The sequence below is a fragment of the Acinetobacter sp. CWB-B33 genome, from assembly GCF_039655955.1.
Taxonomy (GTDB): Bacteria; Pseudomonadota; Gammaproteobacteria; order Pseudomonadales; family Moraxellaceae; genus Acinetobacter; species Acinetobacter bouvetii.
Genome location: NZ_JAGFEU010000001.1, coordinates 231223 through 257494, shown reverse-complemented (window position 1 = coordinate 257494; position 26272 = coordinate 231223). Strand labels below are relative to the sequence as shown.

Below are 26272 nucleotides of genomic sequence, written 5' to 3'. Positions count from 1 at the left end.
CCAGTCTTGGAAAAACACGCTTTAGGGCGTGTTTTTTTTGGCCTTACAGCGCAAAAAACATGCATCTGCATCCCCTTGCGCAAAACAATTCCCTATAATGTGATGAATACCAATCATTCCAAAAAGGATGCTGCCGACGTGACTGATTCTGCTGTCAAACCGTCTTTAATCATTCGCCAGTACAACTCGCTGACTCCATATGAAGACCGTTTTCTAGAAATGAAGGCACTGACGGAACAGCGCGATGAAAACACGCCTGATGAATTATGGATTCTGCAGCACCACGATGTGCTGACCCAAGGCCAAGCCGGAAAACCAGAACATATCCTGATGGCCAGCAGCATTCCTGTTGTGCAAACCGACCGCGGCGGACAAGTGACATGGCATGGTCCAGGCCAGATGGTGGCTTATTTCATGTTTGACTTAAACCGCCTTGGCTGGAATGTCCGCACACTGGTGTCCTATGCAGAAAATCTAATGATTGAACTGGTCAAGAAATACGGTATTGAAGCTTATGCCAAACCGGATGCGCCCGGTGTATATGTGAATGAGCGCAAAATCGGCTCACTGGGCTTTAAGATCCGCAAAGGCCGCTCATATCATGGGCTGGCATTGAATATCGACTGTGACCTGTCTGGCTTTCACACCATCAATCCCTGCGGTTATGCTGGGTTAGAAATGGTCCGCGTTCAGGATTTAGTAGAAAACTATCCTAAATTTGAGAACTTATGCGTCGATATGATTGCAACATTACAGAACAGCGGTTACTTTAAGGAAGTTCGAGTCGAACAGCGATAAAGTTTTTGCTTTCAGCATAAAAATAAATTAGAGTATTTACTCTAAATAAATAATATTCAAAAAAGGGATGAACGCGTGATTGCAGCAAAATCCGTTAAGCCCGCTTTGCAGCTAGCCTATGTCAAACTCATGATGGACGTGATTGGCAGAGGCTTAGTCATGGCGAGCCAAGTCGATGAAGAAGTCAAACAGGAAGTCGCCAAATTTCCAGATCATTTCACCCTGTCAATGAAAGTTTTTCCGCATGGCCCCGCTTTTATTGCTCGAGTGACTGAAAGCAAGCAGCTTGAACTGGTGCCTGATTTAGACATCAAGCCAGATCTGACCATTACTTTCAAACACCTCAATCATGCTTTTTTAGTATTTTCCTTCCAAGAAAGCACAGCGCAGGCCTTTGCCAATGACCGCATGATTGCAGACGGCGATATTTCCTACGCCATCCGCCTTGTGCGGTGCTTAAATAAGATGGAAGCGCTGATTTTGCCAAAACTGGTTGCAGAGCTTGCGGTCAAAGAATATCCAAGCAATTTAAGCCTAAAAGAAAAATTAACCGGAGCTGCCGGCATCTACTTAAAAGTAGCTCAATCTTATTTCAAACGGAGCGCCTGACTCATGGCTAAGCCTTATTACGAATTTTTCTGTCCAGTAAAAGTGATTGCTGGCCATGCAGCCTTGGAACATATCCCGTTTGAACTTGCCGCCTTAGGCGCAGCCCGTCCGCTGATCATTACCGATAAAGGCGTGCGCAGCAACAATCTGCTCGCGCCGATAGAAGCGGCATTTGAATCAACAGATGCAGTCATTGGCTGTATTTTTGATGATGTGCCGCCAGATTCAAGCCTTGAAACGGTGCGCAAAGCCGCACAGCTGTACCGTGAAAACAACTGTGACGCCATTATTGCCGTGGGCGGCGGCTCAGTCATTGACACCTCCAAAGCTACGAATATCCTAGTGTCTGAAGGCGGCGACGACCTGCTGAAATACTCAGGCGCGCATAATCTGCCAAGACCGCTTAAACCCTTTTTTGTGATTCCAACCACATCCGGCACAGGTTCCGAAGTCACTATGGTTGCCGTCGTGTCAGACAATCAGAAAAATGTAAAAATGCCGTTCGCATCCTATTATTTGATGCCGCATGCGGCGATTTTAGATCCGCGCATGACCCAAACGCTGCCGCCGCATTTAACTGCGATGACGGCTATGGATGCCATGACCCATGCCGTGGAAGCCTACACCTGTCTGGCAGCCAATCCAATTTCAGACGCCTATGCCACTGCGGCGATTAAAAAAATCAGCGCCAACTTATTTAATGTGCTGGATAACCCGACTGAGGCGAATGGCCGTTTAGAGCTGGCTCAGGCTTCCACCATGGCGGGCATCGCATTCTCCAACTCCATGGTTGGCCTCGTGCACTCCTTAGGCCATTCCTTAGGCGCTGTTGCTCACCTGCCGCATGGCCTGTGCATGAACCTGTTCTTGCCGTATGTGCTCGAATACAATAAAGAAATCAATGCTGATAAATTGGCGGATCTGCTGCTGCCTTTAGCTGGCCCAGATATTTATGCGCAAACCCCCGCCCATTTGCGCGCAGATAAAACCATTTCCACCCTTCAAACCATGCGTGACCGCATCTATGCGTTAACCAAATTGCCTCGCACATTGCGTGAAACGGGCAAGGTTTCCGAGGCGCAGTTTGATGAGATTGCAGAGAAAGCGCTCAACGATGGTTCGATTATCTATAATCCGAAAGAAGCCACGCTTCAAGATTTAAAGACTATCTTAGAAAAAGCTTGGTAATTACTGAAAAATAAGCGAATATAGCGAAAAATAAGCCTGATGTTTTTTTAAACATCGGGCTTTTATCTTGCCGATCGGATAACTTTAGCGCCTTTAAGCAAACTGGCATATTTTCTGCTAATAAAATTTGCAAAGTTACTGACAAAATGCGCCTTTTTAGGGTAGATTGGCGCGCTTTTGAATTAAACATAGGGAGGGGTCGTTCGTCTCAAACGATCCTTATTTAGTATGACTGATCCTTGATCAACGATTAAGAGGAAACGCCGTTGACAAATATCTCTGGGACTCAATCTGCAGCTAAACTGCAAAAAACACTAGGGCTCTGGCACATTATTATTATTGGCTTAGCTTATATTCAGCCAATGACCTTGTTTGATACTTTTGGCCTCGTTTCGGAAGAAAGTCATTACCATGTGCCGACATCCTATATTATTGCTTTAGTTGCAATTTTGTTTACTTCCATCAGTTACGGACATATGATCCGCCGCTATCCATCTTCGGGTTCTGCATACACCTATGCGCAAAAATCCATTCACCCGAATGTTGGCTTTATGGTGGGCTGGTCATCTTGGCTGGATTATTTATTATCGCCAATGGTCAACATCATTTTGGCCGTAATTTACCTGGAAGCGCTTTTCCCAGATATTAATCACTGGGTCTGGGTCATTGGCCTCACCGCCTTCATGACTGCTGTGAACTTACGCGGCGCAAAGTTTGTAGCCAATTTTAACAGCCTGATCGTATTTGTTCAGCTGGGCGTGATTGCATACTTTACATGGCTGGTTTACAGCTTGCTGGCCAGCGGCGTAAATGCTGACGGCACATTAGTCAATGCAAAATACCAGCTTTGGAGCTTAGAGCCGTTTTGGAATGAACTGACTCAAATTGGCCCATTAATTACCGGCGCTACTCTTCTTTGCTTCTCATTCACAGGGTTTGATTCCTTAAGTTCGCTTGCTGAAGAAACCAAAGATACAGAGAAAACACTGCCTAAAGCGATTTTCTTAACCGCTTTGCTTGCCGGTGTCATCTTCATTATCAGCACCTACTTTATGCAGATTTATTTCCCGAATGATCCAAAGACTTATTTTGAAGATGTTGCTGCAACACAGCCGGATATTCTTCAAGCTGTCGGCGGCGCGGCTTTCAAAACTGTTGTGCTGTATTTCGCCATTGTCACAGTGATGGCATCAGGTATTTCTGCACATGCCGGCGTTTCACGCTTAATGTATGTGATGGGGCGTGATGGCGTCATCAACAAAAAAATCTTCGGCCATATCAGCCATAAAAGCTACACACCGTCATACAATATTATGATCGTCGGTGCAGTCGCATTGACTGCAGGCTTTATGGATCTGGACATTGTCATTTCAATGATCAGTTTTGGCGCATTAACCGCATTTACTTTCGTCAACTTGTCTGTAATTTCGCGTTATGCCCTGCGTGACGGCCGCACCAAAAACCTGAAAGACATTGTCAGCTTCATTGTTATCCCTCTGCTCGGCTTCATCAGCATCTTTGCGATGTGGCTGGAAATTGAAGAAACTGCACTGAAATTTGGCTTATGGTGGGCAATGTTCGGCATCTTGTACCTTGGCTATAAAACCAAAGGCTTCAAGCACCCTGCGCCACAGCATAACGAATTTGATGATACTCATCATTGATGCATGAAGAACCATCCTTAAAAAGGCGCATTATGCGCCTTTTTTATTGTCCTCTGAAATGAAAACCGCCTTTGCCATTTTCCCTTCTGAAATCACCACCTGCTGAAGCGAAGGCTGAGCTATCTCAGCCGGCAGTTAAACCCCATTCGGGTATCAACGATATTATTCTTATAACCCAAAGCTTGAATAAACAAATTGCGGTCTTGCAAAAGCTTCCGGTCCGCTTCAGACAACCGGTCTTGATTTTGCACAGCCAATTTTAAAGTTTCATCCAGCACCTCCTGATAAATGCCGCACACCTCCTGGCGTTTCGGCTTTTTTAAAATCCGCCCAAACCAGCTTCTTTCAAAATCTTCAGGCTTTAGTGTTTTGCCCCACTCTTCTATGCGCTGGTTTTGCCGGGCGCTTAAGTCCAACATGCCTTGCTGAATTTCTTCTTTGGTTAAGGGTTTAATATCCGCGGGCTGAATGCTTTCAACAACTGCCGCGGCAGCCGCAGGCTGATTTTCAGTTTGAGCCGCCCAGCCAGATGAAGCTGTCAACCCTGCCGCCAGCATCGCTGCACATACATTCAAATTTACAAATTTCAAGTTCTAAGTGCCTGTTTTTAATTCTTTCATTTTCGTTATACACAGTTTTAGATTTGTCCAGAAGCATCCTCACCCTTAATTTTACAAAATCTCATCACTGTAAAATGTGCAATGCCGTGTTGACTCATAAAAAAACCGCTCTATTGAGCGGTTTTTCTGATGGCTTAGCAGGCTTAAGCCAATGTTTTGAAATCCTGCTGCCGCCATGCTTCATACAAAATGACTGCCGTTGCATTGGATAAATTCAAGCTGCGGGAATTTTCAGCCATTGGCAGGCGAATCCAATGCTCTTTGGGAAACATCATGCGCACAGCTTCCGGCAAGCCGCGGGTTTCCGGCCCCATCAGCAAAGCGACTGGGCGGTTCAAATGAGACGTATGCGGTGTTTCAACCCCTTTGGTGGTTAAAGGATAAACCGCATCATTGGCGATGCCTTGCGTTTCTAAATATGCAAGACATTCGGTAAAGTTTTCCCATACTTTCATATGCGCCCATTCATGATAATCCAAACCGGCACGGCGCAACTTCTTATCATCCAGCTCAAACCCTAAAGGCTTGACCAAATGCAGCTGCGCTCCTGTATTGGCGCACAAACGAATGATATTCCCTGTATTGGCTGGAATTTCTGGCTCGTATAACACTACATGGATCACTGGACTTCTCTACTCTTTTAAATAATGTAGCAAGGCTGAATTAGCCTTGCCACTGCAATTGTTCCCGCAGGCTGACCACATCGCCAATAATGGTCAATGTTGGCGCCTGTATCTGATGCTCGGCCACTTTAGATGCAATGTCTGCAAGCGTGCCAACCAAAACTTTCTGCTCGGGCGTTGTGCCTTTAGAAACCAGTGCAACCGGCATGTCTGGGCGCTGGCCATGAGCAATCAAATTTTCACAGATTTTTTCTAGGCCAACTAAGCCCATATACAGCACTAAGGTTTGGTTTTGATAGACCAGTTCATTCCAAGGCAATTCAGGTGAACCTTCTTTTAAATGACCCGTTAAAAACCGCACACTCTGCGCATAATCACGATGGGTCAATGGAATGCCTGCATAGGCTGAGCAGCCGGATGCAGCGGTAATACCCGGCACCACTTGAAATGCGATTCCCGCTGCGAACAGCTCCTGAATTTCTTCACCGCCGCGGCCAAAAATAAATGGATCTCCGCCTTTTAAGCGGCAGACCCGCTTGCCTTCAGATGCATATTTAACCAGCAAGGCATTGATGCCGTCTTGCGGCACTGCATGATTGGAGCGCGCTTTGCCGACATAGATTTTTTCTGCATCGCGGCGGCACAATTCCATAATCGGCGCTGATACCAGCCGGTCATAAATAACCACATCGGCCTGCTGCATTAAACGCAAGGCTTTCAAGGTCAGCAGCTCAGGGTCGCCTGGGCCGGCCCCCACCAAATAGACTTCACCTTTGGGCTGTTTCCATTCTATTAACGCCTGTTCAATTAAACGGTCAGCTTCAGCGGCATTGCCATTAAACACCTGCTCCTTGAGCGGACTGGCATACAAATCCTCCCAGAAAATGCGGCGTTCATCCGGATTTTCAATCTTGGCTTTAACGGCTGCCCGCCATTTTCCCGAAAAATCAGCAAGCTTGCCCATGCCATGCGGAATACTGGCTTCAAGCTGCGTCCGGATCTGACGGGATAACACAGGCGATGCACCATTCGTGGCGATAGACACCACCAGCGGCGAACGGTCAATAATAGCCGGCACCATGAAACGGCAATGCGGCGGATCATCAACACTATTGACCAAAACATTTTCAGCTTCACAAGCCTCAAATACAGCCTGATTGACTGCCTTATCATCCGTTGCCGCAATCACCAGACGGTAATCTCGCAGCGCAAAACCTGAACTATAAGCAGCTTTTGTATATTGACCGCCGCTCTGTTCCACAATCTCAAGCAGATTGGCATCTATATCCGGCGAAATCACATGCAGCGCAGCGCCCGCTTTTGCAAGCAGCACGGCCTTACGGTAGGCAATATGACCGCCGCCGACAATCAGACAAGGCTGCTGCTGCAGCTTCAAAGAGATTGGAAAGATATCCACACACTACCTCAATAGTTTAAATCTGATTGTCTTAAGCAATTTTTGTGCACAAATGCATGCACCTTATCGATAATTAATCGATAAATTCAGCACCGCCCATATATGGACGCAAAACTTCCGGCACTTCAATTGAACCGTCTGCGCGCTGGTAATTTTCCATGACAGCCAGCAAAGTGCGGCCAACGGCCAAACCAGAACCATTCAGCGTATGGACAAATTCAGTTTTCTTTTGATCTGCACGGTAACGCGCCTTCATGCGGCGCGCCTGGAAATCACCCATGCATGAGCAAGATGAAATTTCACGGTAAGTATTTTGGCTTGGCACCCAAACTTCCAAATCATAAGTTTTAATTGCGCCAAAGCCCATATCGCCGCCGCACAGAATAATCTTACGGTATGGCAAGCCTAAAGCTTGCAGAATGCCTTCTGCATGGCCGGTCAGCTCTTCCAAAGCATTCATTGAATCTTCAGGCTTCACAATTTGCACCATCTCAACTTTGTCAAATTGGTGCTGGCGGATCAAACCGCGCGTATCGCGGCCATATGAACCCGCTTCACTGCGGAAGCATGGGGTATGCGCTGCATATTTCAAAGGAAGGCGTGCCGGATCGATAATTTCATCGCGGACAAAATTGGTCACCGGCACTTCTGCAGTCGGGATAAGGTAATATTCTTTTTCGCCTTGCAGCTTGAATAAATCTTCTTCAAATTTAGGCAGCTGGCCTGTGCCGCGCAAAGAATCGGCATTGACCAAATAAGGCACATACGCTTCAGTATAGCCATTCACATCGGTATGGGTATTCAGCATGAACTGCGTGATGGCGCGCTGCAAACGCGCTAGCGGGCCTTTCAGTACGCTAAAGCGTGTTCCGGTCAGCTTGGTTGCCGTTTCAAACTCCAAACCGCCCATCATTTCGCCAAGATCGGTATGGTCTTTAATCTCGAAATCAAATTCGCGCGGTGTGCCCCATTTTAAGATTTCAACATTGTCGCTTTCATCTTTGCCTTCAGGCACAGATTCATGCGGCATATTCGGAATGGATAAAGACTTAGTTTCAATTTCTGCCTGAAGTTCTGTCAGTGCAGTTTCTGCAGCTTTAATTTCATCGCCAATGGCAGACATGCGCGCCATGATTTCGGACGCATCGCCGCCCGATTTTTTAATTTGACCGACTTGTTTTGCGCCCGCATTGCGTTCAGCCTGCAAGCTTTCAGTTTTAGACTGAATTTCTTTACGGCGCGCTTCTAATGCGGCCCATTCTGCCGCGTCCAGCTGAACGCCGCGTTTTGCCAAGGCTAAATTTACAGCCTCAATATTATTTCTGAGTAATTTCGGGTCGATCATAGCCAATCATTTGCAAAGAAAAAAACTGGCTATAGTGTAAGCTCTTAACGCTAAAAAATACAGTAATCGAGCTTACAGCTGAGGCTTATTAGTACAATAAACTGCAAGATTTTTACAGCTTACTGATTTTCATAATTGGGCAAATTCGGCAGATATTCAGGCTTAAACAGGCCTTTAGTCATCTGATAAGGCAAATTCAGCTCTGTCATGCCTTCGGCATAGCTGGCTAATTCGTACAGCGGATAAACAAAGACTATGCCGCCGGCGCCATAATAAAAATTATCACTCAGCTGCAGCTTGCCGCGTTCAATATTATGCTCTTCCAGCCACATCGAATTGGCGTCATACAGCGCGCTCAGCACTTTGGCCTCTGCGCCTTTTGCCAATACATCCTGCAGCGCCAAACGTTTTTTTGCCTGTAAATCAAAGTTGACGTATTCCACATGAGACATGCCATGCGCGGCGCCCGCTGTATACGTATAACTTTCTAAAGCGAATGTCGCTATTTTACCCCACTGACTGATATAGCGCACATGGGTTATGCTTTGCCCCAGCCCAGGTTCTGCGCCTTCCGCCAAATTCACTTTTTCATTCGGCGCCGTTGAAAATGCAATCGGGTCTGCTTTCTTAATGCGCTCCGCAAAATACTGGTTGATCCAGTCCACATTGGTTTCAACCGTTTGAATAGAATACTGGGTGCAGCCTTCAGCATCACAGGCTTCCGGCTTCGCCAGCTTCATTGCAACGGTTTTAGACTGAATCAGAGGAATGCCTTGCTCTTTTACCTGCGCTGCCTGCGCTTTGTGCTGATTGTCCTGTACAGGCTCATTCCGCGGCTGGCATGCAGTCAGCAGACCCAGTGAAAGAAAAGCAACGCCTGCAGCAGCCCAAACATTTTTATAAACTGTATTCATCACTCAATCCCTATTGCCAAAAGCGGAAAACAAATAAAACGATCCCACTATACCCAGTCTATACACCTGATAACATTACGAAATGTATCTGCCATCCCGTACCAGAACCGCACTGACAAAAAAAGCAGGCTTGCGCCTGCTTTTTAATTTTGCCTCAAAAGATTTCAGCATCAGCTGCCGGTTCATTCACCCAACTGACTGATGATGGCTTACTGATCAATGATGTCAGTCCCTTTAGGCGGGGTAAAATTGAAAGTTGACGCGGGAATAGGTACATTCACTTTCATATTGTTAAAGCGCACATATGTAGTTTGGCCCAATGAATCCGCCAGAATCATCAGCGTTGGCGCTTTATTTGCGCCAAAACTAATGGTCAGGCTTTGGAAAGCGCCATCGCCATGTTTTGGATACAGCGTGTAATAGGTTTTGGCTTTATTCGGCTGCGTCACACGGTATGACTTCATAATTTGACTGGTATTGCCTGACAGCAGCAACGCCGGAGTATTCGCCACTTGGTCGTCTAAACTTTGGCGCACGGCTTGCTGCAGGTCTGGGTCATAAATCCATACAGTCTTGCCAGACGTCACAATCGTCTGTTTTGATGGGCTTGAGGTTTCCCAGAAGAATTTACCCGGACGCTCAACCTTCATCACCCCTTTAAAGGTTTGATTCATATGCTGAGCAGACAGGCCTTTTTTCTGTACAGCCTTGCCGCCAGTGACTTTCGTCGTCTGTTCAAAATTTGCAGAAAAACTTTTCACACCGCTCAGCTGCTGAACCAAGCTGGCTGTCGCTTGCTGCTCCGATGCTGCGGTGGCAGCAAAAACTGTTGTACTTATCACAGGTGCCAATGTCGCTGCACCCAATGCCATAGCACACATGGTTTTACGAAGCATATTCATAGATTCACCTTTTATATTTGCAGCATTGCAATTTGTCAGATAGCCCATCTTAAACCAATTTCTCAGACGAATATGAGCGAAAACAATAAGTTTTGTATTGTTATTAATGCAAATCAGAAGATTTTATTCATCATGATGGAGAAATGCACTCAATATAAAAAAGCTCCCGATCGATTGGGAGCTTTTATTCAGTTAAATGATTCAGCATTATTTCCACTGCCACCCTATTGAAGCGCCTGCACCAAAGTCACCTTCCGTATTGGTTGTGGCGGCCAGTTTATAAACATACTTGTTATTTTCTGACACACCGCTAAAGCCAACCGCAAAGCCTTGCTCGCCTTCCCATGTTCCCACACCGGCACTGAACATATTATAGCCGGCGTCTGTCGGCTGCGGCAGAGATGCGATTGCGATACTAGATGCGACTGCGGCATATACCCCATCCTCTAGACGGTCAATCCTGTGATTCAATTCATCGGCACGGCTGTCTGTATAGCTTTTCGCCTCATTCAGGCCGTTTCCGCCATCCTGCCCAGCAGGCCCCCTCAAACTCAGCAGCCATTCTCCTTGCGTGCCTTCAAAGCCATTATCAACAGCAATCTCATAAGCGCTCAAACCGCTTGCCCCCGTATTCCCCGCTGCACCTGTGGCGCCTGTTTGACCTGTAGCGCCAGTTTCACCCTGAGGGCCTTGCGGGCCAACTGGCCCAGCAGCGCCTGTTTCACCTTGAGGGCCTGGCACACCGCCATGTCCATGACCGTGTCCGCTGCCGCCGCCATTGCCATTGCCATTGCCGTTGCCATTGCCATTGCCGTTGCCGTTGCCGTTGCCGTTGCCGTTGCCGTTGCCGTTGCCGTTGCCGTTGCCGTTGCCGTTGCCGTTGCCGTTGCCGTTGCCGTTGCCGTTGCCGTTGCCGTTGCCGTTGCCGTTGCCGTGATCATTATGACCACCCTGTCCGCCACCGCCATGGCCACCTTGCCCATTTTCATGCCCGCCACCGCTGCCGCCGTGACCATCATGGCCTGAGCTGCATCCCATATGGCAAGAATTATCCGCAATAACAGGATCTATACTGTTTCCTGCCCATACCGCACTGCCGATTGCAAATAGAATGCTTACAGCCAGCATTTTAGGCATTGCTTGCGCAACTGGTGAATATGGTTTTAGTTCACACATCATGCTGTTTGAGAAATGAGTTGAATCTTCAAGCCCTGTAACTCTCAAACCATTTTCAGAAAGTTTCCTACTTTTGGAGCAGGTATTTATGAATACTTTTCTTAATATTCTATTCATGTCCTTATCCTTTTTTTGTACTTCTCCCCTCCTATTACACACATTCATTTATGTGACGTAAATCACATTTAATTACACTTTGGAGATTTAATTATTAGTAAAGATTTCAGGTTATTATTTATTTTTCTTGTGAATTTTTATTTTTTTTACTGAAATAAATCTTTTTGGAATGATTTGTTTGGCAAAAAAAAACCCGCAAAATTTGCGGGTTTTTTTCTATTAAAGCTTAAACTTCAACAGATACGTAGCGACGACCGAATTGGCCTTTCACTTCGAATTTGATTACGCCGTCAGCAGTAGCGAACAAAGTATGGTCACGGCCCATACCTACGTTTGCACCAGCGTGGAATTCTGTACCACGTTGACGAACGATAATGTTACCAGCAGTCACAGATTGACCGCCGTACATTTTAACACCTAACATTTTAGGATTCGAGTCACGACCGTTTTTAGTCGAACCACCGGCTTTTTTAGTTGCCATGTCTATTTACTCCTCGTAATTAGCCTGAAATAGCTGTAATTTTCAACTCAGTGAACCATTGACGGTGACCTTGTTGTTTACGATAGTGTTTACGACGGCGCATTTTGATAATGCGGATTTTGTCGTGACGACCATGGCTAACTACTTCAGCAGTAACAGTAGCGCCAGCAACAACTGGAGCACCGATTTGAATGCTGTCACCGTTAACAAGCATCAACACGTCATCAAACGTAATTGTTGCGCCAGTTTCAGCTTTCAATAATTCTACTTTAAGGGTTTCACCCTCAACCACACGGTGTTGTTTACCACCGCTCTGGATAACTGCGTACATAATGTACTCCAAACATGCCCGTGTCGCCGTGCCGGTAAAGGAAGATACCGATCTTAAGACGATCGCCACTGGGGTCATACAAGGGCAAGGATTTTAAGCGATCTGCATAAAAACAACAAGCCATTTGCACAAAAAATTATCCAAAAACAGCGACTGTTTTATAAACAAATATTTTTAGCGCCTGCACATTCGCGCAACGGCAGAAAACATCTTTCAAAAATTCAAATAGATTTTTAAAATCAATTCGCTACTATAAGGCTTAAGATGAATCACAAAATGCCAGCCAGACTTACTTAACTCAGCATTTTATATTCACATCAGGTGATCTGAACTTAGCCTGATTTAAAATTATCATCTAATTTTAAATCAGCCGCCGAGCTTCATATCTGTAATTATTATACGAAATTGCTAAACTATAGCGGCAATTCAAAATTACTGAGGTTCTTCTTCACATGACCATCGACTTCAAGCAAGACATTCTCGCTCCTGTTGCTACTGACTTTGCCGCGATGGACAAATTTATCAATGAAGGGATTACCTCAAAAGTTGCTTTAGTCATGGCCGTCAGCAAACATGTGGTTGAAGCTGGCGGCAAACGCATGCGTCCCATTATGTGCTTACTGGCCGCCAAAGCCTGCGGCGCAGAAGACATCGCAGAGCACCGCAAATTAGCCGCCATTATTGAAATGCTGCATACTGCAACCCTGGTGCATGATGATGTTGTCGATGAATCAGGCTTGCGCCGCGGGCGCCCGACAGCCAATGCCACCTGGAATAACCAGACTGCGGTTTTAGTCGGAGACTTCCTGATTTCACGCGCATTCGACCTGCTGGTCGACCTGAATGACATGGTGCTGCTGAAAGACTTTTCTACAGGCACCTGTGAAATTGCAGAAGGCGAAGTCTTGCAGCTGCAGTCTCAGCATCAGCCGGATACTACGGAACAGACCTATTTAGATATTATTCACGGCAAAACTTCACGCCTGTTTGAATTGGCAACAGAAGGCGCGGCTATTCTTTCAGGTAAACCCGAATACCGCGAACCGCTGCGAAAATTTGCCGGCCACTTCGGCAATGCCTTTCAAATCATTGATGATATTTTAGATTACACCTCAGATGCTGAAACATTAGGTAAAAATATCGGTGATGATTTAATGGAAGGCAAACCGACTTTGCCTTTAATCTCTGCACTGAAGAATACCTCTGGTGAAGAGCACGACGTAATCCGCCGCAGCATTGCTACTGGCGGCACTGCAGACTTAGAACAGGTAATTTCCATAGTTCAGACTTCTGGCGCCTTGGATTACTGCAGCCGGCGCGCCACCGAAGAAACCAACGCAGCGCTGGATGCATTGAATGCGCTTCCTGACAGTGAATACCGTCAAGCGCTGATTAATCTCGCAAATTTGGCATTGCACCGCATTCAATAAACTAAAGAATCGTAACCGCTTGCTTATGCATATAAAATTGAATGATTTATTCCTGCAAATGCAGCACCAGCTTGACACCCGTCAGGCTGTGCTGGATCACAATCTATTGATCGAGCTGGTGAACCGCATCCGTCCGGCAGACACCAAAAACACAGAAGAAATACATCAAACATTTAAAGCCTTTTACACGGCCTTATTGTTGACGCCGGATGCCGCCTCTACGCTGCAAAGTTTTGTTCTTAAATTAATTAGCCGTTATAAGCAAACCAGCCTCTATGCGGATACCGGAATTTTGTCTTTAGATGGATTCTTTAATCAGCTGATGCAGCGCTTAGGCGCACACTTTTTACCTTTAATTCATGACGAAAGCCAGCTGCAGGAACTATTGCGTCAAGTTTTTCATCAGCGCAGCGATAAATACTGGCTGGATGAAATTGACGATGCAGAATGGCAAAATCTGTTTAGGCTGTTCAATCAAGGCCATGGCAATCAGGATGAAAAAAAGCAAATCCGCCGTGAATTGATTAAAGCCATCACAATTTTGTCATACCGTGTCAGCGGCATCGGCTTATACCCTGAATTTATCAATGCGCACCCGGAATTGACCGAGTATGAATCGCCGTTTTTAGTTCAGAATCGTGAAATTAATGAGTTTATTCAGCAATATAAACATCTGCACCAAAATGCGGAGCAAATGAGCGCCGTCGAGCCGCCAGATGCATCGCAAGCGCTGGTGATGCTGGATCAATGCCGTGAAGTAACGCTTAAAATCCGCAGAGCCACCAAGCGCAGCGGGGTCAGCGTCAGCCTGACTTATTTACTGTCGTTACTGGAACAATGTTTGGAACGCATTGAAATTCTGCTGAACCTGATTGTGGAAGAAGATGATGTCCGCTACAGCTCGATTGGCGCATTGCTGGTTGATGTTACCGACGCCCTGTATAGCGAACGCAGCGTCCGCTCTTTATTGGCGACAAACAGTGAATTGATGGCGCTGCAAGTCACCGAGAATGCCAGCAAGACAGGTGAACATTACGTCAGCAGCGATAAAAAAGGCTTTATTGCCATGTATAAAGCTGCTGCTGGCGCCGGCGTTATTATCGCGGTCATGGCGTCACTGAAAATCCTGGCAGCCCGCTTAACATTGGCGCCGCTGATGCAGGCCTTTTTGTTCAGCATGAACTACTCTTTTGGCTTTATGCTGATTCATGTGCTGCATTTTACCGTTGCGACCAAACAGCCGGCAATGACTGCAGCCGCATTGGCGGCCACGGTGCAGCACCGGAAAGGCTCAAAAAATGCGCAAATAGCAGAATTGGCTGCGCTGATTATCAATATTATACGAACACAATTTATCGCCATTTTGGGCAATATCTCAATTGCAATTCCAACGGCCGCACTGATTACTTATTTTTGGCAAGCCGCCATGCATGAGCCTTTGCTGAGCCATGCCAAAGCCTCTCACCTGCTGCACAGCTTAGACCCCTTTACCTCACTGGCGATACCGCATGCTGCGATTGCGGGCGTCTGTTTGTTCTTGTCTGGGTTGCTGGCCGGATATTTTGACAACATGGCCATTTACCGTAAAGTCGGGCCACGCATTCAAGCCCACCCTGCGCTTAGGGAAATCATGGGGCAAGAGCGCTTAAATGCATTCGCGGCTTATATCGAACGCAATTTAGGAGCTTTGGCAGGCAACTTCTTATTTGGCATCATGCTCGGCAGCATGGGAACGCTGGGGTATATTCTCGGCTTGCCGCTGGATATCCGCCATATTGCCTTTGCATCCGCCAACTTTATTCAGGGCTTGATGTGCATCAATGGCGGACCTGAAATCGGCTTGGCAATTGTCTCGTTCTTAGGAGTACTGTGCATCGGCCTGACCAACTTATTTGTCAGCTTTACCCTCACTATTATTGTGGCGCTGCGGGCGCGTCGTGTGCGCTTTGAACAATGGAAACCCTTGGCAAAATTGGTGCTGACGCATTTCCTGACCCGCCCTAGCGACTTTTTTTGGCCGCCGAAACAGCCTTTGGAAATTGAAGATTCATCCCATGGGCAGAAGTAAAGTCATTAAAAAAATTGTTAATTTATATTATCAAGTGTTAAAAAAACACAAAAAAGAAATTAGCATAATTTACACACACTTGAAATAAAGTGTACTGATGAGTACACTTTACCACTTAATTTATTCGGACTTGTTCCTTATAAAACAACAAGGATTCAAGCATGCCGAAACTCTTGCTTTTCCTGAGTTTGTTATCATTGACAATCAGTATGTTGCTATACAAATCACATGCTTTGAGCGCTTATGACTTAGGCGCTGTGGCATGGATGTACGAACACAGAACCCCTGTCTTAAATATCGCAGCTCAAGGGTTTTCCATAGCAGGCGGCATGCCATTTGTATTATTTTTAGCCACACTATGGTGTTTACGCCAAGCATGGTATAAAAAATATTCAGATATTGTTTTTATCAGTATAGGATTGGTTGGAAGTATTTGCATCGCTTGGGTGCTTAAGTATTTCGTCTCTAGACCGCGTCCACCTGAAATGTATTTCTTGGTGAAAACCTATGGAGATTCATTTCCAAGTGGACATAGCCTTTATGCGGCTGCTTTAGGCTGTTTGGCGATGTACATTTCCCGGCAGCATCCGCGGCATAAACTGATCTGCCTCATTGCAAGTCTATGGATTTTGCTGATGGGCATTTCAAGAGTCTATGCCGGCGTGCATTTTCCTTCCGATGTCTTTTCTGGCTGGAGCATAAGTTTTATTTGGATCACGCTGCTGTATTTAGCACTCGTAAAATACCAGCAGCCTAAATAAATAATTTTAGATAAAAATCTAATATAGAGGTGAAAGAATGATGTCTGCAAAGCTTTGGGCTCCTGCCCTGACTGCTTGCGCATTAGCAACAAGTATTGCACTTGTCGGTTGTAGCAAAGATCCAAAAGACGCACAGCAAGCTGGCGCTGCTCAGCAGATGCCTCCAACTGAAGTTGGCGTGCTTGTTGCCCAGCCGCAAAGCGTAGAACAGTCTGTAGAACTTTCAGGCCGCACTACAGCATATGAAATTTCTGAAGTGCGTCCGCAAACCAGCGGTGTCGTTCTGAAACGTCTATTTGCTGAAGGCAGCTATGTCCGTGAAGGCCAAGCGCTTTACGAGATCGATTCCAGCTCAAACCGTGCGAATGTTGACAATGCGCGCGCGGCGATTGCCAGCGCTGAAGCAAATTTAAATGTTCTGCGTGTAAAAGAAGGGCGTTACCGCCAGTTGGTGGGTTCAAATGCCATTTCTAAGCAAGAGTATGACGATATTGTCGGTCAGGTAAAACTGGCTGAAGCAACGCTGAATGCTAACCAAGCGGTCTTAAAGAATGCGCAAATCAACTTGGGCTATTCAACTGTCCGTGCGCCAATTTCAGGTCAAACCAACCGCTCAACAGTCACTGTCGGCGCATTGGTAACCGCCAATCAGGCAGAACCTTTGGTGACCATTCAGCGCTTAGATCCAATCTATGTGGATATCAATCAGTCCAGCGCAGAATTGCTTCGCTTGCGTCAGCAGCTGAGCAAAGGCGCAGTGGACAGCAGCAACAACACCAAAGTGCAGCTGAAGCTGGAAGATGGCAGCGACTACCCTGTGGAAGGCCGTTTAGCATTCTCTGATGCCAGCGTGAACCCAGATACAGGCACAGTCACTTTGCGTGCTGTATTTTCCAACCCGAACCACTTGCTGCTTCCAGGCATGTTCGCGAACGCAAAAATTGTACAGGCCGTCATTCCAAATGCGTACCTGATTCCGCAAGCCGCGCTTACCCGCACACCGACTGGCCAAGCAATGGCTATGTTAGTGAATGCAAAAGGCGCTGTTGAATCCCGCCCAGTAACCACTGTTGGCGTTCAAGGCAAAGACTGGATTGTCACTGACGGCTTAAAAGCCGGCGATAAAGTCATTGTAGACGGCATTGCGAAAGTGAAGCCTGAACAGCAAGTTACAGCTAAACCTTACCAGCCTCAAGCTGCTGCGCCGCAAGCTGCTCAAGGCGCCGCTGGCCAAGCAAAACCAGCTGCTCAAGCTGCTGCAAAGCCTGAACAAAAAGCTACTTCAAATTCATAAGGGGTAGACTGAATGGCTCAATTCTTTATCCATCGCCCAATTTTTGCTTGGGTGATTGCGTTAGTCATTATGCTGGCGGGTATTCTCACGCTGACAAAAATGCCTATCGCGCAGTATCCAACCATTGCCCCGCCAACGGTAACGATTTCTGCAACTTATCCAGGTGCATCTGCAGCGACTGTTGAAAATACAGTAACGCAGATCATCGAACAGCAAATGAATGGCCTTGACGGTCTGCGCTATATTTCATCAAACAGCGCAGGCAATGGCCAGGCTTCTATTCAGCTGAACTTTAACCAAGGTGTTGATCCGGATATCGCGCAAGTTCAGGTGCAGAACAAATTACAGTCTGCAACTGCGCTTTTGCCTGAAGATGTTCAGCGTCAAGGGGTCAAAGTCACTAAATCAGGCGCAAGCTTCCTGCAAGTTATTGCATTCTATTCGCCTGACAGCAGCTTATCTGCAGATGACATTAAGGACTATGTAAACTCGAATATTTCAGAACCGCTCAGCCGTGTTGCCGGTGTCGGTGAAGTGCAGGTATTCGGCGGTTCATATGCGATGCGCATTTGGATGGATCCTGCCAAAATGGCAAGCCTTCAAGTAACGCCAAGCGATATCGCCGCAGCATTGAAAACGCAAAATGCTCAAGTGGCTGTCGGCCAACTGGGCGGCGCACCGTCCGTGCAAGGCCAAGTGCTGAACGCGACTGTGAATGCGCAAAGCTTGCTGACAACACCTGAAGAATTTAAAAACATCTTCTTGAAAAACACAACAAGCGGCGCACAAGTGCGTTTGGGCGATGTTGCCCGCGTCGAATTGGGTGCAGACAACTATCAGTTTGACTCCAAATTCAACGGCAAACCTGCCGGCGGTGTGGCCATCAAGCTCGCTACTGGCGCGAATGCCTTAGATACAGCCGCTGCAGTTGAAGCCCGCCTTGTAGACCTTCGTAAAAACTACCCGACAGGCATGCAGGACAAACTTGCATTTGATACAACGCCGTTCATTCAATTGTCAATTGAGAGTGTGGTTCACACCTTGGTTGAAGCGGTGATTCTTGTATTCCTGGTCATGTTCCTGTTCTTGCAGAACTGGCGCGCGACCATCATTCCAACAATGGCTGTGCCAGTCGTAGTATTGGGCACATTTGCTGTTATTAATGTCTTCGGCTTCTCTATCAACACGCTCACCATGTTTGCCATGGTGCTTGCGATTGGCCTTCTGGTCGATGATGCAATTGTTGTCGTGGAAAACGTTGAACGGATTATGGCCGAAGAGCATCTGGATCCTGTGGAAGCCACAGAGATCTCGATGAAGCAAATTTCCGGCGCATTGGTCGGCATTACTTCTGTACTGTCAGCGGTATTCGTACCAATGGCATTTATGAGCGGGACCACAGGTGTAATTTACCGCCAGTTCTCGATCACGCTGGTTACAGCCATGGTCCTGTCACTGCTTGTCGCGTTGACCTTTACCCCTGCCCTGTGTGCGACCATCCTGAAACAGCATGATAAAAATGCGGCGCCAAGCAACAGCTTGCCTGCGCGTTTCTTCCGCTGGTTTAATGAAACATTCGACAAAGTCGCCGGCAAGTATCAAAACGGCGTAAACCGCATGACGCACCATAAGCTGTTTTCAGGCTTACTGTATGGCGCCGTGATTGTGGTTTTAGGCCTTCTGTTTACTAAACTGCCGTCTTCGTTCCTTCCGGATGAAGACCAGGGTGTCGTGATGACACTGGTGCAATTGCCGCCAAACGCGACATTGGACCGCACAGACAAAACCATCAGCACCATGACTGACTACTTCCTGAACAAGGAAAAAGATTACGTTGAATCCGTATTCAGCGTATCGGGCTTCTCGTTTACAGGTGTCGGTCAAAATGCTGGTTTAGCTTTTATTAAATTAAAAGACTGGGAAGACCGGACCACACCGGAAGCTCAAATCGGTAAGATTATTCAGCGCGGCATGGCATTGAACATGATCGTTAAAGATGCTTCTTACATCATGCCATTGCAGCTTCCAGCAATGCCTGAATTGGGTGTGACTGCTGGCTTTAACCTGCAGCTGAAAGATTCAAGCGGTTTAGGCCACGAGCAGCTGCTAAATGCGCGTAATGCCATTTTAGGCATGGCTGCACAAGACAAGCGCTTAACTGGCGTGCGTCCGAACGGTCAGGAAGATACCCCTCAGTACAAAATCATTGTTGACCAAGCGCAAGCTGGCGCTATGGGTGTGAGCATCTCTGAGATCAACACCACAATGGGTATGGCATGGGGCGGTTCTTACATCAATGACTTTGTTGACCGCGGCCGCGTGAAAAAAGTTTATGTTCAGGGCGAAGCGGATTCCCGCATGATGCCTGAAGACCTGAATAAATGGTATGTCCGCAACAACCAAGGCACTATGGTTCCGTTCTCGGCATTTGCAACAGGCGAATGGACTTACGGTTCACCGCGTCTGGAACGCTATAACGGCATTTCATCCATGAACATTCAAGGCACACCTGCTCCGGGTGTCAGCTCTGGCGATGCAATGGCGGCGATGGAAGAAATCATTGCGAAACTTCCGTCTATGGGCCTAAAAGGCTTTGATTATGAATGGACAGGCTTGTCACTTGAAGAGCGTGAATCTGGTGCTCAAGCGCCGATTATTTACGCACTGTCTTTATTGATCGTATTCCTGTGCCTGGCTGCGCTGTATGAAAGCTGGTCAATTCCATTCTCTGTACTTTTAGTTGTCCCTCTAGGCGTTGTCGGTGCAGTCGCATTAACCTTCCTTGGCATGGTATTGCTTAAAGATTCAAATCTTTCAAATAACATCTACTTCCAAGTCGCGATCGTAGCAGTCATTGGTTTGGCTGCCAAAAACGCGATTTTGATTGTAGAATTTGCGAAAGAACTTCAGGAAAAAGGCGAAGATCTGTTTGAAGCGACAATGCATGCCGCAAGAATGCGTTTGCGCCCAATCATCATGACAACCCTAGCCTTTGGTTTTGGTGTACTTCCGCTTGCGTTAGCATCTGGCGCGGGTGCAGGCAGCCAGCACTCTGTAGGTTATGGCGTACTGGGTGGCGTAATCAGCTCGACCTTATTAGGTATCTTCTTTATCCCTGTGTTCTACGTATGGATTCGAAGCATCTTTAAGTACAAACCAAAACAACAAAATAATCAGGAGCACACATCGTGATGCAAAATATATGGTCTATTACAGGTCGTAGCATTGCGGTTTCTTCACTTGCGCTTGCTTTGGCTGCCTGCCAAAGCATGCGCGGTCCAGAACCAGCAGCACAAGCAAACATTCCGCAAGGCTATACAGCAAGCGCGTCTGGCACTTCTGCTGCAGAGCAAGGCTATAAGGACTTTTTCTCAGACCAGCGTTTGGTTCAAGTTCTGGATTTAGCACTGGCAAACAACCGTGATTTGCGCACTGCAGCCCTGAACATTCAGCGCGCACAGCAGCAATACCAAATCACTGAAAATAATCAGCTGCCAACGATTGGCGCAAGCGGCAGTGTGCTGCGCCAAGATACCCTAAACTCACAAAAGCCAGTTACGTCGTATAACGTTGGCCTCGGTGTGACAGCGTATGAACTGGACTTATGGGGCCGTGTCCGCAGCTTAAAAGACAATGCCTTGGACAGCTACCTTGCAACTGCAAGCGCACGCGATGCAACTCAAATTGCATTGATCGGCCAAGTTGCGCAAGCATGGCTCAGCTATTCATTTTCAAATGCAAATTTGAAACTGGCTGATCAAACGTTAAAAACACAGCTTGAATCTTACAATCTGAACAAAAAACGTTTTGATGTCGGCATTGACAGTGAAGTTCCTGTTCGCCAGGCGCAAATCTCTGTAGAAACCGCCCGCAATGACGTTGCAAACTATAAGACTCAAGTGGCGCAAGCGAAAAACTTGCTGAATCTTCTGGTCGGCCAGCAAGTGCCTGACAACCTGATGCCAAATCAGCGGGTCACCCGCATTACCTCAGCCAGCGCTATCGGCTCTGGCTTGCCAAGCGACTTGCTGAACAACCGTCCTGATGTGCGCGCAGCGGAATACAAACTGTCTGCAGCTGGCGCAAACATTGGCGCAGCCAAAGCGCGCCTGTTCCCGACCATCAGCCTGACCGGCACTGCGGGTTATGCATCGACTGATTTGAGTGATTTGTTTAAATCAGGCAGTTTTGTCTGGGGCTTAGGGCCAAGCTTAGATATTCCAATCTTTGACTGGGGCACACGCAAAGCCAACATCAAAATTTCAGAAACAGAGCAGCAAATTGCGCTGTCTGATTATGAAAAATCAATTCAGTCTGCATTCCGTGAAGTTAACGATGCTTTGGCTGTGCGTCAAAACATTGGTGACCGCTTGTCTGCTCAGCGCCGCTTGGTGGATGCGACCAATACAACTTACAAACTGTCGAATGCCCGCTTCCGTGCAGGGATCGACAGCTACTTAACCGTATTGGACGCGCAGCGTACCTCATATGCCGCTGAACAAGGCTTGCTGTTGCTTGAACAAGGCAATTTAAACAGCCAAGTTGAACTGTATAAATCTTTAGGCGGCGGCATTAAAGCCAATAGCGGCGATGCTGTTCAACAGCAGCCCTCTACCGCTGAACGCAAGGCAGATGCCGCGAAATAAGCAGATTGCTTAAAACATAAACAAGCTCACTCCGGTGGGCTTTTTTATTGCCCAGCTGATTTATCAATCAGCAATCTTGCTTTTATTCAATACATTGCCTATCTTCAATGCATCTAAAATACACACATGAATCACCCTATGATTTTAAGCAATCTTGAGACTGTGCCTGGACATACCATTACCCAGCAATTGGATGTTGTCTATGGCAGCACCGTGCGCAGCAAACACGCTGGCCGCGACTTTATGGCTGGGCTGAAAAACATTGTCGGCGGCGAACTCAAAGGCTATACCGAACTGCTGGAAGAGTCACGCCAAGAAGCCATGAGCCGCATGATTGAAAAAGCCCGCGGCTTAGGCGCCAATGCCATTGTCGGCATCCGTTTTTCGACCTCAAACATTGCGCAAGGCGCATCTGAATTATTTGTTTACGGCACTGCCGTGCGGGCGGAAGCCAATATGCCGAAACTGGCTGACCCTTTCCCTGCTCAAGGCTAAAGCGATGGATGCTTTTTTATTTAAAGTCCTTGTTTTTGTGATTTTGTTTACGGTGGGATGGGCTTTCGGCCGCCATGCAGAACGCAAGCATTTAAACGAATTGGAGCTGCAGGAACGGCGCTTGGCCTACATCCGCATAGACAATAACCGCTTCAAAACCAGTGAGCATTTAGGTCAACTGGTTTCAAGCAATGTGGTGATCTCACATGATTATTTTAAATATGTGATTGCCAATATTCAGAACTTTTTCGGGGGACGCCTAACCAGCTATGAAAGTGTCGTTGACCGCGCGCGCCGTGAAGCGGTCGTGCGTTTAAAGCTTGAAGCTGAAAAAATGGGCGCCACCCATATTATGGGGCTGCGTTTGAGCACCACTGAATTGGGCATGCAAGGTGGCATGATTGAAGTCTTTGCATATGGGACCGCCATTCAAAGTCCTTAATAGCGGCTATTTACCCATCATCTATTCACTAAACTCAAACAGCATGAGCTTTCAAAATAGCTCATGCTCTTTCACCTTCTACCGCATACCTTGATGGCAGATTTCTCACTAGAGCATAACGCTCTGCACTGAACACAATAAAAATGGATATCACCTACACTGCAAATAGGTCACAAATAATGAAATCTTTAGCACTGAAAATAAGCATGGCGGTACTTACTATGCTTCCACTTGCAGCCAAAGCTGAATTAATTGTACTGGCATCCCCTCAAAGCAATGATGCTTACTATGCAAAAATGATTGATGATATTTTCGATTTTCATGTCGATTATGCAAAAAAAATTATTAAAAATGGCGACAATGCCGTTGTTCTGACGGATAAATATCTCTACCCCGACTATGTCAAAGCCTTGGGCAAAAAGCATGTGGCGATCGCGCCGATGCATGATATTTGGATGCGAGATTTTACCAGCGCCAATCCAGCCCAGCCGGTCATGTTCCGCTACACGGCCGCAGGACAAGGCGGCGCTAAAAAAGGTCAGGCCATTTCAGATGAAGTGCAGGACGAGTTTAAATACTACAGCCAAAAAGCGGGCTTGCAGTTTACTCAAAGCAAGCTGTTGAATGATGGCGGAAACTGGGTTGAAGATGGTTATGGCAATGTCGTCCTCAGCACCAAATTTCTAGCGGATAACAAGCTCACTGAAAGTGAAGCCCGCAAAAAACTCATGGCGTTAACTGGTGCCAAGCAGATTGCATTCATTGAAGCCGATGAACAAGGAGGCTTGGAACATGCCGATGGCGTGGTCAGCTTTGTCGATCAAAACACCTTGGTGATTAATTCCTACCCTGAAGATCCCGATTATGCCAAACAGCTCAAAGCAGATTTAAAGCGCGGCATTCCCAATGTTAAAATTCATGAAATCATCACGCCTTATGATGGCAGTGAAATCTACGATGAAAAATTTGGTTCTGCATGCGGCTTATACACCAACATGCTGGTCACGCCTGATCGGATTTACTTCCCGCAATTTGGCATTAAAGAGGATGCTGTCGCTTTACAGCAAATTCGCAGCATAACCAAACGTGCCGTGATTCCTGTACAGTCTGCTAATGTCTGTCATATGGGCGGCGGTGTGCGCTGCATGTCTTGGCAAGTGCGTGGGGAAAATGCGGAATTGTTCTTAAATTATTTAAATAAAATCAGCAAGTAGTGCAGCTCTGTTCCCCTATCAAACCATCGGGGATGGAATATGGGAACAACATGATCCCAAAAGGCAGGTGGAAGTGACTTTCCTCCTGCCTTTTAAATTTACTTCACCTGCGCTTTACGGATCATTTTATACAGCGTGCTTGGCGATAAACGCGAGACCCAAGTCCCCAAGACTTCTTTACGGCCGCCGATAACAATGTATTCCTCACCTTTCAGCAACGCTTTTACTGTCATTTGCGCAAATTCATCGGCTTCCAAACCATTGGCTGTTGCTTCATTATCATAGCCCTGCGCCTTGCCCTCACCATTGAGCGCATTAATCGACACATTGGTTTTAACAAAACCCGGGAAAATCACCGAAACATTTACCCCGTCTTCAGCAACTTCTGCACGCAAGCTGTTTGCCCACATATGAATCGCCGCTTTGGCTGCAGAATAAGATGCGCGGTATTGCGTGCCTAATAAACCTGCCACACTGGACACAAAGACTATGCGTCCTGATTTTTGCTTTAAGAAAGCTGGCAATACGGTTTTGGTTAAAAAGACTTGAGAGAAATAATCCACTTCCATAATGGCGCGTTCAGTCTGCATGGTGGTGTCGGCAATCAAAGCGCGCTGGCTTAAGCCTGCATTATTCACCAGCCAGTCAATTCGGCCCCTGCATTCCAGCACTTTTTCATAGGCATGGCGGACTTGGCTTTCATCGGTAATATCGGCTGGAATAGATACATGCTGATCCGGGTTCAGCAAACTGACCCGGACATTTTCCAGCTCCTCAAAACGGCGCGCCGTCAACACCACTTGCGCGCCCTGCAAAGCGCATTCCTGCGCCAAGGCTTTGCCCAAACCGGATGAAGCGCCTGTAATCCATACGACCTTACCTTTTAAATCATCCAGCTTTGCCATAATGCATTCCTTATGAAATCATTGTTTTATTAAAAGTTACTATCCCGCAGTTTAATCGTTTTTTGTATCTGCTCATTATTCAAAAAAACCAAAAAGTGATCAAAATAGCCGCTTATCGAGTTGGCATCATAAATTTTACCCAATTTATCAAAACGCTTGTAGCCCAGCTGGGTCGTCACATGAATCACGCCATTGAGCGTTTTATCCACCACCACATTAAATTTCAGCATTTTTTTCGGCTCGCGGATTAAATGCGTGACCCCTTGATCCACCACTTCTGTAAATGCTTTTAATGCCGGCGGAACGCAGGCATTGTTGCCGTCTTTCATTTTCTCGACATGCCCCAGCAGCTCATTGGCCAAGCTATGGTCTATGGGATAGGTCACATAAAAATGCCCGTTCTTCTCTATGGTCAAATCACGCAGATAATTCACCATCGGCACCAGACGCTCATTAGCGAAAAATGAGACCGACCAGGGCATATATTTACGGGTGGTGTCTAAAATCTGCTGAATTACTTTTTCAGATTCATGATCCCCTGAGGTCGACATTTTGGCAATATTGCCAAAGACCTGATCAATAATTTCACAGGCAATATCCGCCAAATTCTCCCCGAGCGGCTTTGCCAGGCTTTCTTGATCTCCTGCATTCAGCTTTCGATGCAAATCCGTAAAACGCTGATGTGTTTCCGGCAAAATTTTCAAAGAGATAGAATAACTCATGCACTGAACTCCTTTTTTTATAATGTGCTGCGAACCTTGCGCTTATATCTGCCCCTATCATAAAGCCTTAGATGAAAACTGCCAACTGGTTCTTATTTTCAGGCTGCAAA

The 26272-nt window shown here is 46.8% G+C and carries 24 protein-coding genes; 13 read left to right on the top strand and 11 right to left on the bottom strand.

Going from position 1 to position 26272, the window contains the following annotated elements; all coding sequences use genetic code 11:
- The first annotated feature begins 138 nt into the window (after positions 1-138).
- The 4 genes from lipB (at position 139) to JZ784_RS01220 (ending at position 4259) form a co-directional block, all read left to right on the top strand.
- Positions 139-798 carry a lipoyl(octanoyl) transferase LipB gene (gene lipB / locus JZ784_RS01235; RefSeq protein ID WP_346313514.1) on the top strand — a complete coding sequence of 220 codons (660 nt, stop codon included), beginning with the start codon at positions 139-141 and terminating at the stop codon, positions 796-798.
- 75 nt (positions 799-873) lie between these two features.
- Positions 874-1407 carry a hypothetical protein gene (locus tag JZ784_RS01230; protein ID WP_219191114.1) on the top strand — a complete coding sequence of 178 codons (534 nt, stop codon included), beginning with the start codon at positions 874-876 and terminating at the stop codon, positions 1405-1407.
- Between the two features lie 3 nt (positions 1408-1410).
- On the top strand, positions 1411-2595 hold the full coding sequence (locus tag JZ784_RS01225; RefSeq protein ID WP_005011507.1) for an iron-containing alcohol dehydrogenase: 1185 nt from the start codon (positions 1411-1413) through the stop codon (positions 2593-2595).
- A 266-nt stretch (positions 2596-2861) separates the two neighbouring features.
- Positions 2862-4259, top strand: a complete 1398-nt coding sequence (locus JZ784_RS01220) for an APC family permease (RefSeq protein ID WP_130146462.1) — start codon at positions 2862-2864, stop codon at positions 4257-4259.
- Positions 4260-4378: 119 nt separating this feature from the next.
- On the opposite strand, the gene JZ784_RS01215 is transcribed toward JZ784_RS01220, so the two are convergent.
- The 9 genes from JZ784_RS01215 to rplU all read right to left on the bottom strand — a co-directional run bounded on the left by JZ784_RS01215 (position 4379) and on the right by rplU (position 12185).
- Entirely contained in the window at positions 4379-4849 is a 471-nt protein-coding gene (locus tag JZ784_RS01215; RefSeq protein WP_346313513.1) for a hypothetical protein, read from the bottom strand.
- A gap of 173 nt (positions 4850-5022) precedes the next feature.
- Positions 5023-5502 carry a tRNA (cytidine(34)-2'-O)-methyltransferase gene (locus tag JZ784_RS01210; RefSeq protein ID WP_005011514.1) on the bottom strand — a complete coding sequence of 160 codons (480 nt, stop codon included), beginning with the start codon at positions 5500-5502 and terminating at the stop codon, positions 5023-5025.
- 40 nt (positions 5503-5542) lie between these two features.
- Positions 5543-6919 (bottom strand): siroheme synthase CysG, encoded by a 1377-nt coding sequence (cysG, locus tag JZ784_RS01205; RefSeq protein ID WP_346313512.1) that lies wholly within the window; start codon positions 6917-6919, stop codon positions 5543-5545.
- A gap of 73 nt (positions 6920-6992) precedes the next feature.
- Positions 6993-8264 carry a serine--tRNA ligase gene (gene serS, locus JZ784_RS01200; RefSeq protein WP_005011518.1) on the bottom strand — a complete coding sequence of 424 codons (1272 nt, stop codon included), beginning with the start codon at positions 8262-8264 and terminating at the stop codon, positions 6993-6995.
- 119 nt (positions 8265-8383) lie between these two features.
- Positions 8384-9178 carry an RsiV family protein gene (locus tag JZ784_RS01195; RefSeq protein WP_346313511.1) on the bottom strand — a complete coding sequence of 265 codons (795 nt, stop codon included), beginning with the start codon at positions 9176-9178 and terminating at the stop codon, positions 8384-8386.
- A gap of 209 nt (positions 9179-9387) precedes the next feature.
- Positions 9388-10080 carry an outer membrane lipoprotein chaperone LolA gene (gene lolA, locus JZ784_RS01190; protein ID WP_346313510.1) on the bottom strand — a complete coding sequence of 231 codons (693 nt, stop codon included), beginning with the start codon at positions 10078-10080 and terminating at the stop codon, positions 9388-9390.
- Between the two features lie 207 nt (positions 10081-10287).
- A complete protein-coding gene (locus JZ784_RS01185) occupies positions 10288-11208 on the bottom strand; it encodes a YadA-like family protein (protein WP_346313509.1) in 921 nt (306 codons plus the stop codon).
- A gap of 391 nt (positions 11209-11599) precedes the next feature.
- Entirely contained in the window at positions 11600-11854 is a 255-nt protein-coding gene (gene rpmA, locus JZ784_RS01180) for a 50S ribosomal protein L27 (protein ID WP_005011531.1), read from the bottom strand.
- A 19-nt stretch (positions 11855-11873) separates the two neighbouring features.
- On the bottom strand, positions 11874-12185 hold the full coding sequence (gene rplU, locus JZ784_RS01175) for a 50S ribosomal protein L21 (protein ID WP_005011534.1): 312 nt from the start codon (positions 12183-12185) through the stop codon (positions 11874-11876).
- 452 nt (positions 12186-12637) lie between these two features.
- Between rplU and sdsA the strand changes: the two genes are divergently transcribed.
- From sdsA to JZ784_RS01130, 9 genes are all read left to right on the top strand, one after another.
- Positions 12638-13615, top strand: a complete 978-nt coding sequence (gene sdsA, locus JZ784_RS01170; protein WP_131276344.1) for an All-trans-nonaprenyl-diphosphate synthase — start codon at positions 12638-12640, stop codon at positions 13613-13615.
- A gap of 25 nt (positions 13616-13640) precedes the next feature.
- On the top strand, positions 13641-15683 hold the full coding sequence (locus tag JZ784_RS01165; protein WP_346313508.1) for a site-specific recombinase: 2043 nt from the start codon (positions 13641-13643) through the stop codon (positions 15681-15683).
- A gap of 161 nt (positions 15684-15844) precedes the next feature.
- Complete coding sequence (locus JZ784_RS01160) at positions 15845-16444, top strand: phosphatase PAP2 family protein (protein WP_346313507.1); 600 nt, start codon at positions 15845-15847, stop codon at positions 16442-16444.
- Positions 16445-16481: 37 nt separating this feature from the next.
- Complete coding sequence (locus JZ784_RS01155) at positions 16482-17738, top strand: efflux RND transporter periplasmic adaptor subunit (RefSeq protein ID WP_346313506.1); 1257 nt, start codon at positions 16482-16484, stop codon at positions 17736-17738.
- 12 nt (positions 17739-17750) lie between these two features.
- Positions 17751-20930 (top strand): efflux RND transporter permease subunit, encoded by a 3180-nt coding sequence (locus tag JZ784_RS01150; RefSeq protein WP_005011546.1) that lies wholly within the window; start codon positions 17751-17753, stop codon positions 20928-20930.
- Positions 20930-22384, top strand: coding sequence for a multidrug efflux RND transporter AdeIJK outer membrane channel subunit AdeK (gene adeK, locus JZ784_RS01145; RefSeq protein ID WP_005011547.1), 1455 nt, complete (start codon positions 20930-20932; stop codon positions 22382-22384). The genes JZ784_RS01150 and adeK overlap by 1 nt, the downstream gene beginning before the upstream one ends.
- A 138-nt stretch (positions 22385-22522) precedes the next feature.
- A complete protein-coding gene (locus tag JZ784_RS01140) occupies positions 22523-22879 on the top strand; it encodes a YbjQ family protein (RefSeq protein ID WP_018573093.1) in 357 nt (118 codons plus the stop codon).
- A 4-nt stretch (positions 22880-22883) separates the two neighbouring features.
- A complete protein-coding gene (locus tag JZ784_RS01135) occupies positions 22884-23321 on the top strand; it encodes a heavy metal-binding domain-containing protein (protein ID WP_346313505.1) in 438 nt (145 codons plus the stop codon).
- Between the two features lie 179 nt (positions 23322-23500).
- Positions 23501-24535: an agmatine deiminase family protein gene (locus JZ784_RS01130; protein WP_346313504.1), complete on the top strand. Its 1035-nt coding sequence runs from the start codon at positions 23501-23503 to the stop codon at positions 24533-24535.
- Between the two features lie 98 nt (positions 24536-24633).
- On the opposite strand, the gene JZ784_RS01125 is transcribed toward JZ784_RS01130, so the two are convergent.
- Complete coding sequence (locus tag JZ784_RS01125; RefSeq protein WP_346313503.1) at positions 24634-25440, bottom strand: SDR family oxidoreductase; 807 nt, start codon at positions 25438-25440, stop codon at positions 24634-24636.
- A 29-nt stretch (positions 25441-25469) separates the two neighbouring features.
- Positions 25470-26162 carry a hypothetical protein gene (locus tag JZ784_RS01120; RefSeq protein ID WP_346313502.1) on the bottom strand — a complete coding sequence of 231 codons (693 nt, stop codon included), beginning with the start codon at positions 26160-26162 and terminating at the stop codon, positions 25470-25472.
- Positions 26163-26272 lie beyond the last annotated feature (110 nt).